Genomic DNA, 12,828 nt, shown 5'->3' with positions numbered 1-12,828 from the left:
GCTTAACAAGGGGCAAAATCCCTTGGTTAAAGGTAGGCAAACTTGCGCCGTCTTGTACTAGTAAAATTTTCTGAATAAAATAATATAACTAATGTATAAGTTCTGTGATGTATCTAAGGAAATTAGCTGAATCAGTGCTAATCATCCAGTATAGTTTTGCATGGGTTTACAGCAGCTACAAGACTGCTAGTTTCAACCTTGTTCGACATACCGTAATTCAGCACATCACAGACGTAAAAAATGAAATATCGGGGTTTTCACATTTCTATAGCGAAAATTTTTCGCCTTCTTTCTAGCAGTCATCTCAGATATACTTTACGCGGGGGAGCCGGACTAACGGCAATGCTTGCTGTTTACTGCGGTTCAATATTACTACCCGGTGCGGTTAATGCTGGTGCGACTCACCCAAAAGCGAGCGCCCCAACTCTCACAGCACAAGTTCCGACAACCGCTGCAGCAATTTATGTTAATCCCGCAACGGGTGTAGACAGTGCTAGTGCTGGTACAACCTCAGCTGCACCTTACAAAAGCATCAGCTTCGCTCTCAGTCAAGCCCAAGCAGGTGCAGTTATTCAATTAGCACCTGGGAACTATAACCAGGAAAGTGGCGAAACCTTCCCATTGTTGCTTAAACCAGGAGTGACACTGCGAGGTGATGAAGCTAGTAAAGGTCAGGCAATATTAATTACAGGTGGAGGTTTCTACACTAGCCGTACCTTTGCTAGACAAGACATTACCATCCTTGCCGAACAAGATACCACTATTAATGGTGTCAGCGTTACCAACCCAAATAGCCGGGGTACGGCTGTGTGGGTGGAATCAACTAATCCCACTATCAAAAACAGTACTTTTACTAACAGTGTTAGAGAGGGTGTTTTTGTGACTGGTACAGGCAATCCTAAAATTGAAAGTAACATCTTTGTCCAAAACAAAGGCAATGGGATTTCAATTGCTAAAGCTGCTCAAGGAGAAATTCGGGGTAACTTATTTCAGGATACTGGTTTTGGTCTAGCGATCGGTGGTACTTCCACACCTCTAATTGTGGAAAACCAAATCGTCGAAAACCAAGATGGTCTTTTTATCTCAGAGTCAGCGAAGCCCGTATTGCGTAAGAATGTCATTCAGAACAATAAGCGGGATGGTGTAGTCGCAACTGTTAGTGCTTTACCTGACCTTGGCACCAACGAAAATCCTGGTGGTAATCTTATCCGCAATAACACTCGTTATGATGTGAACAACGCCACTAAAACCAGTAAAATTGTCGCTGTTGGCAACGATATCGATCAGAAAAAGATTTTTGGCTCAGTAGATTTTGTTGCCGCAGCTGTTGATGTACCACCTGGAGGGCCTGTTGCCTTTAAAGATGTGCCAGCAAATTACTGGGCAAAAACCTACATCGAAGCTTTAGCTTCTCAAAATATTATTGCTGGCTTTCCTGATGGCAGCTTTAAACCCAATGAACCTGTAACCCGCGCTCAATTTGCCACTATTGTCACTAAAGCTTTAACACCACCAGTCAAACGCGCAGGTATTAAGTTTAAAGATGTAGCAACAAATTTCTGGGCTTACGCTGCAATTCAATCTGCTTACCAGAGTCAATTTGTTTCTGGTTATCCTGATGGCACTTTTAAACCACAGCAGCAAATTCCCAGAGTGCAGGCGCTAGTCTCTTTAGCTAATGGTTTGGGCTTAACTGCGAATAATCAGAACGTCCTTTCTTTTTATACCGATGCTGCCCAGATTCCTAATTATGCGATCGCTCCTGTTGCGGCTGCAACTGCACAGCAGCTAGTAATCAACTATCCCACAGCGAAGCAACTCAATCCTAATCGTCAAGCGACTAGAGCCGAGGTTGCTGCCTTTGTTTACCAGGCACTTGTCAGTGCTGGACGTGCCCAACCAATTCCTTCATCCTATTTGGTAACAGCCCAGTAAATGCCTAGTTAGCAAATTGAAAGCGCCAAGACTAACAAATTATTAGTCTGGCGCTTCCAATATTGCAAGTTTTTATTAATTTTGGGGTTTTTTAAACATAAAATTTGGGGTCTTTAAATATAACTGACCCCATTTGAATGTGATTTGTTTTATGGTCAGGGTCTTTATATATGGCTGACCCCGTTTCAACGATTTCTAGTTTCTCAGAAATTTTTACTTTTTGGGATTTCCTAATAATTTTTTTATTTTTTCTCTGTTTATATTTTAATCTTTATAAAAGCATTAATCAATATAAAGATATATATAAATAAAGCAGTAAAAAAGTCATCAGCTAAAATTTTTCTCTTCAAGAATTAGGACTTTTGCCTGATTGGGGACGTTGTTGCCGACGCTGTTCCCAACGCCAAAGGAAGATCATTAGGGCAACTATTCCTACTTGGAGAGCCAAACTTGGCAAAGCACTCTCAACATCCCGTCCGGCAAGCACTTGGAAAAAAAACACGAATGCGCCAATGGAGCCAGAAGCACCAAAAGCGATGTAGATAAATTGTCGTAAGCCGCGATAAGGAGCGGCTATTTCTGCTTTGAGGCTGGCATACTGTTCAGGGTTCAGGCGATTTTTGAGATTTTGATCTACCATGATTAAATCGTGTTATACTCTTAGATTGTGTACGCCGATGTGGCTCAGTGGTAGAGCAGCTGATTCGTAATCAGCAGGCCGTGGGTTCAAATCCCATCATCGGCTTTGGGGAAAATGTTCCTCAATATTAAAGTTTGACATAAATTAAGCTTCTAGCCAAAGGGGTGTAAAAACTATGCTTACGGCGGCAAACTACGCACTCTAATTTTACCGAGTAAATTAGTTTTAAACCTTTACTCGAACTCGGTTTCACAAAAAGATTTTAACAAATCGATACAGTTAGCGATCGCTCCTAAATGAGCAATTTCATATCCATGTGTATTTTGGGTAGGAAACGCCAAACACGCAGCACGCCCAACATGACCAAATTTCATGGCAATGGAAGCATCACTACCAAACCCGCTCAGAATTGTAAATTGCACAGGCATATCCAACTGTTTGGCACATTGGCGTAGTTGTCCATTTAGCCCTTCGTCATATATCCCATAAGCATCTTGAGATAAAAGTACAGGATTTTCCCCATCTTTAACAGGATATTCCTCAGATAATGGACAAATTTCTAAAGCAATTAACGCATCTAAACGCTGATTTTGGGTGAAAAATAGCGCTCCAATTGCTCCTACTTCTTCTTTGGCTGAAGCTACCAAATAAACATCAACAACCGGTTGTTTCAGGTTTTCAGCCAAAGCTAGCAAAATCGCAACAGAGGCTTTGTTATCCAAGGTATAACTGGCAATATGATCCTTTAACCGAATTGGATGCTTGCGATGTTTGCCGATTACCATTTTAGTTCCAGGTCGAATGCCAGCTGCTTCTAATTCAACCGCAGTGCATTTCGTTTCAATCCAGGCATTTTCCCACTTAACAGTAGTATCTTCCTGCTGGACTTTTTGGGGAGATTCATGGGAAACGTGGCGGGAACCAAAGCTGAGAATACCGCTAATGGTTTCCTGATCTCCCAATAAATCAACAACCCCTTCGCCGTAAACCCACGGGAAAGAACCACCGAGTTTACGGACTTCCACACGACCTTCATCACTGAGACTCTTGACAATTGCGCCAATTTCATCTTTGTGTGCTGTGATCGCGATCGCTTGGTCTGGATTTTTCCCTGGAATCTTGGCAATAATATTATCGGCGCGATCGCACCACACTTCTACACCCAACGCTGAAAATCGTTGCATCAACAATTGGTTAATCTCAGCTTCTGCACCACTAGGAGAGTGGTGCATAACTAATTCTTCAATAATTTCAAATAAGCGATCGTAATCCCACATCAATACAGTTAGTTTAGTTTTCAACTGTTGTATGAGACAATTGTGCATCAACAACCCGGTCTGTTGCTCCAAGCGCTAATCTTTTTTGTTGACGCTTCAATACTCCTATTGCACCAAAAGCACCAAGGGCTAAAATTCCCAAATTTATCGCAGGTTCAGGAACAGACTTAGCCTCAATCGCCGCCAGTGCAGCATCTGCAACTAACTTATGAACGCCTGTTGTTGGATGCACGGAGTCAAAGAACAAATAATCGTTTGGTTGGGAGCATACACTGATGATTGTCTGGAAATTCCCAACTACGCAAGGGGTAGTCACATCTTGAAACCCAAATTTTCCTGGATTTGCTTGTATTTGATTAAATAAGGAAAACACATCGACAGAGATTAGATTCAGACCAGAGTTATTGCTAAATTTGCCTAGTTCCTCTGCTAATTCCTGATTATGCTCATTTGTCAAAGCAGTCAAGTTGCTAGATGAACCTGTAGCGAATGCCAATGGAATCTTACCCAAATCAGGCAAGTTAAAGACTAAAATATTTTTTGCGCCAGATGAGGCAAGTAACCCTACTGCATTTGATAAATTCTGAACTGTTTGAGTCGTATTAGTAGCTTGACCAAACACATAATCATTTGCACCTCCCCACACAGCATAGAGGGCATTTGGATCAAGCTTCTGATTGGCTTGTAAGATGGGTTGCGTCAACAAGCCGACTTGCTCCAGTACTCCTGGTAAGGGTGCATTAGGAACAACAGCATTACCTTGACCAGAACTAGCACCGCCCACAGCAAAGTTAATCCCTTGGTTAGGAATACTAGGATTTAAAGTAATGTATGGAGAGGGTGTTAATCCTAGCTGATCTCCAAGGTAGTCTACCCACACCTGATCATTAGAAAAACGTCCTTTAAAGTATGGTGGGTCTTGGGGAATGGCTGTTGTCGGAGCGACTAAACCACCAGTAGCAGCGAAGACATTGCCAGTATCAGAAAGGCTGTCGCCAAATACGTAAAATTTGCTAAAACTCGCTGCACTCGCCTTGACCGGTAACATGAAAGATAAGAGAACAAATCCTGCGGCTACAGCTTGTTTTTTCATATTTGTTTTACCTGTGGTATTTTTTAGTTTGTTTCAAAGTAATGAAAAGGCGATCGCTGGCAATTTGTTTTTTGAGTTAATTCAAACTAAGTACGTATATTGAGTTAATTTACGTTGTTTTACCTAACTATGCCTCAAAAATTCATCAAACACAGGTAAAAACGCTGAAAACACTTAGATTTACATTTTCTTGATAAAAAATCAGTGTATTACAAAGAAATCGCAAATTTTCCATGCTAAAGCTTGGGCATTGTCCACTTTTCTGCTACGGATAAACTAACCGCAACAGAATGGCGTAACCCTTCGTAGACATCGCTTTAACTTCGCTTTAGCTTCGCTTTAGCTTCAAAGCTTCAGTTGCCGAAACACCTTCACTCTGACTGCCGAAATACCACAAAGTCATAGCAGCTTCAGCACGAGTTACTGGTTTTTTGGGCTGAAACAGAGTCGTATAGCCAAACACCCGCCGAATATTCGATTGCTCGCCATTTTGGTAATCAGCCAGCACTGCTCTTAAAGCCTTGGGGTCAATTCGCGCTGCGTCTTGGAAACCCCAGGTTTGTTTTACCGCATCTAAGTTAGCAGAAGGTAAAGCTTGGCGAGTATCTAGGGGTAATTTCCACAAGAGTAATTGTTCCCGCGTTAGGGGTGCATCAGGACGAAATAAAACGACTGTGGAATCTCCAGATAAAGGACTGGGAATTAACCCAGCTTCAGCTAATCCCTGAATTGCTGGAAAATCAGGGTCTTTTGCGGTAACATCACTAAAAACTGGTTGAGTGCTTTCTGATGCCAAGCGAATTTGTTTAGCTGGATTGCTGGCATACATAGCATTGTTAGCAGCAATTAGCCAACGAGCATATTCCCGATGTGTAACAATTTTACCGGGTTCAAACTGGTTATTTGTGGTAGTAGAATTACTCTTAGTTGCCTTTGGTTCTAGGGATAAAACACCTAATGCGGCTAAGTCTTGGATGTGTTGCCGCCATTCTTGCGGTACTTTATTCAGATCGCTGAATTCTTGAGATTCAGTTGTGGATGTAGGAGTTGTTTGGTTATTAGCCGTACTTTGTGGCTGTGCTGCCAAGTTTGCAGGTGGTACTGGGCCAATGAACTGTGGATTTCCTGGTTGAGGAACGACGTTAGTAGTTTCGTTAGAATTTGTATTTGGGGTAGTTTGTGCCGTAGCAATACTATTTGGTACGTAATCAATCAGTAATTCTGTGGCGGTTTGGGGTTGATTGGGTGTAGCGTTAGTAGCTGATTTAGGCTGAATGGAAATCTTCAACAGTAAATCGTTACGACGTACCTCAAAAGTACCTCCCGCATCATCTGTTGGTTGTTGCAAAATCTGCCAGTTATTTGTTTTAAACTGGTTGCCATAAAAGCTAGCGATAAAGTTGCTAGGGTCAGAACTCAACCAACGAGTTGAGGTTTTATTTTCTGAACCGCTAGCAGGTATAACTTCCTCTAGTTTGGCATTGGCATATAGGGGGATATCTTTGGGAAAATCAGCTGGTAACTGAACTGTTGAATCGTTTGGCTGTGCTTGTGGTTGCTTACTCTGAGATTCTCCAAAGACAACTGGATTGCTTTGCAGCTTCGGATCTGCCGCCAAAGATTCTTCAAGGTTTTTGGCAACTGGACTGTTAGCACAGGCTGTTAAGGAAGTCAGTAGAACAGCCCAAATTAGAAATACAGCTGGACGTTTACAGGGAAGCACAGGAAATCACAAATGAGTTTCAATTCCTACCCTAGCGCAGACTGTTCATTAATTGAGCATTGGGCAGAAGAGGCAGAGGGGAAGAGAGCAGGGAGTAGAGGGGAAAGAGCTAATTTTTATTCTGCCCCTATCCCTTACCCCTTGCCCCCTTGCGTCCTGTCCCCGGCTTCTTTTGCTCCCTTCCTCTCAGTATCACCAAATGACACTACCTACTCAGCACGTTGTCTTAGTAAATTTCTTTATTATAGGACTTACGCAAATTATCTCTCAAACTCTGATTTCTCCGTACCCTCTGTGCCTCTGTGGTTCGTTATTCCGTAACTCGTGCGTAAGTCCTAATTAATATCTCTAAAAATGAGTAAACGGTAGCAAAAGCTACCGTATTGTCTTCGTTTTACAGCCATTAGGTTTTTATAATTCCCATGCTTATTTATAGAGTTCCCAAAAATTCTGGCAAACTAACATTTTTGGCAAAAAAACGGAAATAAATCTGAAATACTTGCTATACAAGAGTTTTATGATTTTGAGGTTCTAAGCTCACTGGGATTAGGACAGGTTAAGGGAGCTTGTAGTCAGCAGTTTAGTGCTGCTCAAAATTAATATGGCAAGACTACTAGATTGAGAATCCATTTTTGAGATATTTCTCTAAATATTCAATTGGCAGAGGAAATAACTGATTGCGAACTCGTTAAAGAACATTTTAGCTACCAAAAGCTTTAATCTGCTTCCAGATGCACGAACTTAATGCGATGCCTACGGCGGGCAAAGCCTACGCTAAACACCTAAAGATGATAAACTAGGAATAAAGCCCCCTTAGCCTCACCCAAAGAGGGAAATCAATTAAAGTTCGCTAACGCTGGCTTACAATCGATTCTGGAAATTATTCATCTGACGATGGTAAGCTGAATAAGGCAATAGCCGGAAAATGCCAGTGTTCAGCAATTCCAGGGACTTAGCGTAAGTTCGTTATTCTCGGCAACTGGGGTCATAAGCAAAGCAGTCAAGTGTCGCAGCAGTTTCCCTAATTTCTATAAATAGATTTTCTGGGGAAAATGTTACTTGTGCTGTAGTCAAGAGTTTCTTGGCAGCCTCGAAAGCAGTAAGTACTGACTCTAAAAGTGCGTAGTTTATCGCCGTAGGTATCGCCCTGATGTTATCCAAAAAGTTGTCTTAGGGCAACCCATCCCCTATTCTCCTGAGATAGGCAGGTCTTCTTTGAGGAAGGCTGGGCACAGAGTACGCTTCGTAAGTTATATATAGGCAGTACATAGTTGTTAGCTATAGCTGTTTTCCTAATCCTAATAATGATTGGGTTGAGGCAAACAAGACACTTCATTGGATGCACTGGCGTTGAAAAAACCCTCTCTCCACAAACTTGGTCTAAACAGTTAACAGCTTCCTGATAGATTAGATACAATTAGCATCTGCGTTTAGTTGAGCGTAGGCTTTGCCCGCCGTAGGCATCGCTTGTTGAAAGCGAGTAGTCAATTTGACATACTGCTTTACTAGCCGATTTGACATAGTATTAAACCTTTCACCTGCTAACTCTAGCGACAATTTTTCATTCAGGGCAAACTAAGGCTTATATTCAAGGAGCTTGGGTGTTTCTTGGAGATGAAGTTAGTCAAAAATGGGCAAAAGGCTGAAAAAGATATATTTAGTGTCAAAAATGCAGAACTAAGAGCAGTATGAAAATCTAAAATAGATATTAAATTGAAGACCAAAACAACGACCATCGACAACCGTTAGTCCATTTTACTTTCTGTAAAGCGTCACCGGGTTGTTACCAGTGCTGAAACACGATTACATGCAAGTTTCCCAGGATCAGCCTATTTATTCTGAAGCTCCACTCCAGCTGTTACTTTTTGTCGATGGACGACCTAAGTCCCGCCAACAGGTGCAGCGAATACGTGCTTACTTAAAAGAATTGCAGGCTGAGTATACTTTTGAAGTTCAAACTATCGATGTTGGACAACAACCTTACTTAGCAGAACACTTTAAGTTGGTAGCAACGCCAGCTTTAATCAAAATCCATCCTGAACCACGACAGGTTTTGGCTGGGAGTAATATCATAGCGCAATTGAAAAACTGGTGGCCTCGCTGGCAAGTCGCTGTAGACGCTTACTTAAAATTACAGGAAGACTTGCAAGAACACATGGACGACAATGGTCGGGGCACATTACCCAAATCCACTATCCATTCAGTTGCTGTTTCTGCTGAACTAATCCGACTCTCAGACGAAATTTTTCGCTTGAAACAGGAAAAAGATAACCTCCAAGAGCAGCTACAGTTTAAAGACCGGGTGATTGCGATGCTGGCGCACGATCTCCGTAATCCCCTAACTGCTGCGGCGATCGCAATGGAAACTCTCCAATCTAACTACAATCTAGAGACAGGGGAATTCCAGCGCCTCAAGCCATCGATGACAGCACATTTATTAAAACAAGCCCGCAATCAAACTAAGGTCATTGACCGAATGATTACTGACCTTTTGCAAGTAGGTCGTGGAAAAGATACAGAGTTTCCCCTACTACCACAAAAGGTACAACTAGGTAAAGTCTTTTTAGATGTACTCGAAGAATTGTGCGATCGCTACACCGCCAAATCCCAAGAAGTAGAAACAGATATTCCTAGTGACTTACCTTATGTATATGCTGACCCAGAACGCATCCGCCAAGTGCTAGTGAATCTGTTAGATAATGCCATCAAATATACTCCAGAAGGTGGCAAGATTAGCGTTTCGGGATTGCACCGCACTACCCAAAAAGTTCAGTTTAGTATTGGCGATACTGGGCCTGGTATTCCTGTAGAGAATCGCGATCGCATCTTTGAAAACCACTTCCGCCTACAACGGGATGAAGGTAAAGAAGGTTACGGCATTGGTCTTTGTTTATGCCAACGCATTATCCTGGCACACTATGGCCAAATTTGGGTAGACTCTGCCCCCAATAACGGAGCATGGTTCCACTTCACGCTGCCAGTTTATCCTTCTTAAGCAATGGATATTCACAAATGACAAATGACAAATGACAATTAAAAACTTGAGATAAAGCGATCGCGCCCCCCTGCCTTTGCTTCGTAGAGCGCTTTATCTGCTCGCACAATCAAATCTGAAGGAGAGGATTCCCAAGTAGGTACAACAGTTGCTACACCCATACTTAGCGTGACATGCTGACTCACAGCAGACCCGGCGTGAGCAATTTGCAAATCTTTGATTCCCGCTTGTATGGTTGCGGCCACGTGAATTGCACCAGATGCATGGGTGTATGGCATAATCACAGCAAATTCTTCACCACCATAACGCGCTACTAAATCTTGATGTTTTTGCGCCTTCAGATTTAAGACAGCACCCACCTTTTGTAAACAGACATCTCCAGCAGGATGGCCGTATTTATCGTTATAAAATTTAAAATAGTCGATATCACACAAAATCATTGACAAAGGAGATTCCTCTTGGGCAAGATTAATCCACTGAGTATTAAGATAATCGTCAAAGCGACGACGATTAGCCAAATCAGTTAAGCCATCTACATTGGCAAGGTGCTGCAAAGCTTGGTTTGCTGCCTCTAATTGTTTGTATACTTGTGCTTGCTGTAGCAGTCGGCGCAATCGTTGACGCAATACAGGCCAATGAATTGGCTTAGTAACATAATCAGTCGCTCCAGCATCAAAAGCACGGTTTACAGATTCCTCATCGTCCAAGCATGTGATCATCAATATCGGAGTGCGCTCCCATATTTTGGAGATGACAGTATTGTTAAGAGCCGAGTCAGTATCAAAGGTTGCAAGAGCTGAGATTAAATTATTCCTGGCAATTTGGAGCAATTGCTTACAGCAGGTAAAGCCATCCATCACAGGCATTACAGCATCTAGCAAAACTATATCCGGTTTGATAGTCTCGTAAGCATCTAAACATTGCTTACCATCATTGACCTCAACCACTCGATAACCTTCTTGTTCCATAGCTTTACGCAACAACACTCGGATAGTCTTGTCATCATCAGCCACTAGAATCAGTGGTGGTTGTTTAGAAACAGAAAATGAGCTTATGCCTGACATGAGTTGCCTTCCACTTGCAGGATTATTCTGAAAAAGGCTGTGCAACTCAATCGCATGGGAGCGATCGCTCTTTTCATCAATGCCAGAATTTGCGGCAAAGGTGTGTCTGGCTTCACAATCAACTGTTTTTTGACAATAGACTGCTCAATGTTCTTGAGCCAAGCAAGCGGTAGATAACTAAGTTGCATAGACAATCTATAATTGGAACGCGAAGGCAATTTTTACCTTTTTGTTCGGCTATGGTTATGGGAGGAAGTGTTGCTTTTATATTTCCCCATTGTTAAAGTTAAATTGCAATTCTTTTGAAAATTGCAAATACGCACCTTAATTAATTAGTTTATAAACTTAGCGAAATAGAGAAAAGCAGTTGTCAAAGTACGTTCAGAAAATATAGCAGCCCTAAATCATTCGTGAGAGATAAAATCCCTGAAAGGCTTTAAAATACGCATTTTTAATCTACGTATTTTCTTACGTTTAAATTTTGATTGCTATAGCTAATATTAAATACTAATATCACTTGACTTAAATGTCTTTAGTCTATTGGAAAGTGGGGATAAAAACTCAGTAGAATTACATAAAATGAAGATTTAACTTAGTTCAAAATTTTATTGTCTAATCACTTTGAGTTAATAAATTAAGTAAAAATTCTTATTTCATCCGATTAACTATATTTAGTTAAGTTAAAAATCGATTTTTTATTCTAAAAAACAGTAATTTAGTAGTTAAGTTTATATATTAGATATACTAAACTAAGCTGGATATCTTAAAGAGCTAAATCCTATTAGTACTGCACAGAAAGCAGTTAAAATACATAGAATACCCCTTCTTTGACTACAAAAATAACCCGACGTTATTACAAAAAAAAATCCATTTGTATTTACAAAATCTTTAAAATGCCAGATTCATTAATGTATCAGCAAGATCACTTTGTTCTTTTAGAAACAAATAAGCCAGAGCAATTTTTGACACAATCAGAGTTATTAGAAAAGCTCAAAACGACTCTCCAGCAACTTATAATTCAAGATTTACCACCTGACTTGCAAAACTTTGATACTGTGGAAGCTCAAGCACAATATTTACTCGACACCGGCTGTGAATTAGATATTGGCCCTGGGCAATATTTACAATGGTATGCAGTTCGTTTAGAAAAATAACTTTTTGGTTAGTAGTAAAAAAACGAGTCAATGCTGTATACAGCAATACAATTGACTTAATGATCATCCGTGGCAATTTTTAGGCGTGTAGAGACGCAAAGTTTCGCGTCTCTACTTAGGTTGATGCTATCCCCTGTGAAAGTGAAAATTTCAGTTAACTTAAGTACAGAGAGGGTTTCTTTGTCGAGAACTTAAGTAAAATGTGGGTAACGACAAGCCATAAAGTTTTGGTAACAATAACTTTTGTCTCTGACTATTGACTACTGACGATTGACTCTTTTTGAGTATTAATCAGCGCTAACTCAATTGTATTTTCAGATGGCTGTGTTATTTTAACCTCCAATCCCGGCCCAAAATAATTAGTCATTTTTTCCTGCTTTTTTTGCCATACATCAATTGGTATTAGCGGTGAATCAAATTCTAAAATTAGGGCATAGTTACCATTAACTTCTACTTCTCGTAACCCTGTGACTGTTGGCCGTTCCTGGTCTGTGGGACTCAAACCCAGAAAAGAAAGTGTTGTATCTAAATGAGCATCTTGACCGTAACAATATCGAGTGATATCTTTGCGAATTTTATTTTGAGTCTCAGTTGCTTGCTGTTCCCGCAGTTTCAATGCTGACGGTGATGTATTTTGGGTAAAGGGTACTGGCTTAAGTTCATTAGCTTTTAGTGCCAGTCCTCCCAACAATAGAGGAATACCGTAAAAAAATCCAACAAGATTGAGTGTGGCATTATTACCAGCATAGGCGACGAAGCCCATAATGGTTAATATGCCACCGATAGTTAAACCGAGTGTTCCCAAAGAGATTTGGCGTAGCATGAGCTTAAATTAGTATAAATTCTTAATACCTCAGTTTTATTATCATCGGCTATGAGTAACAAATTAGGGAAGAACATCATCCCCAGAGATTAGTAATTCAACCAACTCAAAATTGCCAGGTTAA

11 protein-coding genes and 1 tRNA gene are annotated in these 12,828 nt (G+C 41.0%); 4 read left to right on the top strand and 8 right to left on the bottom strand.

The features are described from left to right. The first annotated feature begins 240 nt into the window (after positions 1–240). Positions 241–1,935, top strand: a complete 1,695-nt coding sequence (locus ACFFRD_RS08585) for a DUF1565 domain-containing protein (RefSeq protein WP_392481159.1) — start codon at positions 241–243, stop codon at positions 1,933–1,935. Positions 1,936–2,281: 346 nt separating this feature from the next. Here the strand turns inward: ACFFRD_RS08585 and ACFFRD_RS08580 are convergent, their stop codons facing one another. Next, positions 2,282–2,575 carry a DUF3493 domain-containing protein gene (locus tag ACFFRD_RS08580; RefSeq protein WP_114081469.1) on the bottom strand — a complete coding sequence of 98 codons (294 nt, stop codon included), beginning with the start codon at positions 2,573–2,575 and terminating at the stop codon, positions 2,282–2,284. A gap of 33 nt (positions 2,576–2,608) precedes the next feature. Here ACFFRD_RS08580 and ACFFRD_RS08575 point away from each other — a divergent pair. Next, positions 2,609–2,680, top strand: a tRNA-Thr gene (locus ACFFRD_RS08575). A 128-nt stretch (positions 2,681–2,808) separates the two neighbouring features. Here the strand turns inward: ACFFRD_RS08575 and ACFFRD_RS08570 are convergent. The 4 genes from ACFFRD_RS08570 to ACFFRD_RS08555 all read right to left on the bottom strand — a co-directional run bounded on the left by ACFFRD_RS08570 (position 2,809) and on the right by ACFFRD_RS08555 (position 7,829). Continuing rightward, positions 2,809–3,852, bottom strand: a complete 1,044-nt coding sequence (locus ACFFRD_RS08570) for a M42 family metallopeptidase (protein ID WP_392483036.1) — start codon at positions 3,850–3,852, stop codon at positions 2,809–2,811. A 13-nt stretch (positions 3,853–3,865) separates the two neighbouring features. Then, positions 3,866–4,945: an SGNH/GDSL hydrolase family protein gene (locus ACFFRD_RS08565; RefSeq protein ID WP_392481158.1), complete on the bottom strand. Its 1,080-nt coding sequence runs from the start codon at positions 4,943–4,945 to the stop codon at positions 3,866–3,868. A gap of 328 nt (positions 4,946–5,273) precedes the next feature. Beyond that, the gene (locus ACFFRD_RS08560) at positions 5,274–6,668 is read right to left on the bottom strand and encodes an S-layer homology domain-containing protein (protein WP_392481157.1); all 1,395 of its coding nucleotides are present in this window, start codon (positions 6,666–6,668) and stop codon (positions 5,274–5,276) included. A 966-nt stretch (positions 6,669–7,634) separates the two neighbouring features. Further along, positions 7,635–7,829 (bottom strand): hypothetical protein, encoded by a 195-nt coding sequence (locus tag ACFFRD_RS08555; RefSeq protein WP_392481156.1) that lies wholly within the window; start codon positions 7,827–7,829, stop codon positions 7,635–7,637. Positions 7,830–8,457: 628 nt separating this feature from the next. Here ACFFRD_RS08555 and ACFFRD_RS08550 point away from each other — a divergent pair. After that, a complete protein-coding gene (locus ACFFRD_RS08550; protein WP_179073441.1) occupies positions 8,458–9,663 on the top strand; it encodes a histidine kinase in 1,206 nt (401 codons plus the stop codon). 38 nt (positions 9,664–9,701) lie between these two features. Here ACFFRD_RS08550 and ACFFRD_RS08545 read toward each other — a convergent pair whose 3' ends face one another. Continuing rightward, the gene (locus tag ACFFRD_RS08545; RefSeq protein WP_334807177.1) at positions 9,702–10,727 is read right to left on the bottom strand and encodes a PleD family two-component system response regulator; all 1,026 of its coding nucleotides are present in this window, start codon (positions 10,725–10,727) and stop codon (positions 9,702–9,704) included. Continuing rightward, positions 10,715–10,915, bottom strand: a complete 201-nt coding sequence (locus ACFFRD_RS08540) for a hypothetical protein (RefSeq protein WP_041565700.1) — start codon at positions 10,913–10,915, stop codon at positions 10,715–10,717. Before ACFFRD_RS08540 ends, ACFFRD_RS08545 begins: the two co-directional genes overlap by 13 nt. A gap of 705 nt (positions 10,916–11,620) precedes the next feature. Here ACFFRD_RS08540 and ACFFRD_RS08535 point away from each other — a divergent pair. Then, on the top strand, positions 11,621–11,881 hold the full coding sequence (locus ACFFRD_RS08535) for a chlororespiratory reduction protein 7 (RefSeq protein ID WP_179073440.1): 261 nt from the start codon (positions 11,621–11,623) through the stop codon (positions 11,879–11,881). Between the two features lie 253 nt (positions 11,882–12,134). Here the strand turns inward: ACFFRD_RS08535 and ACFFRD_RS08530 are convergent, their stop codons facing one another. Beyond that, a complete protein-coding gene (locus tag ACFFRD_RS08530) occupies positions 12,135–12,704 on the bottom strand; it encodes a DUF2854 domain-containing protein (protein WP_392481155.1) in 570 nt (189 codons plus the stop codon). Positions 12,705–12,828 lie beyond the last annotated feature (124 nt).

The sequence above is a fragment of the Nostoc sp. C110 genome, assembly GCF_043099725.1.
Lineage (GTDB): Bacteria > Cyanobacteriota > Cyanobacteriia > Cyanobacteriales > Nostocaceae > Nostoc > Nostoc muscorum_A.
The sequence above is the reverse complement of the archived record's forward strand: the minus strand, read 5'-3'. Positions and strand labels throughout refer to the sequence as shown.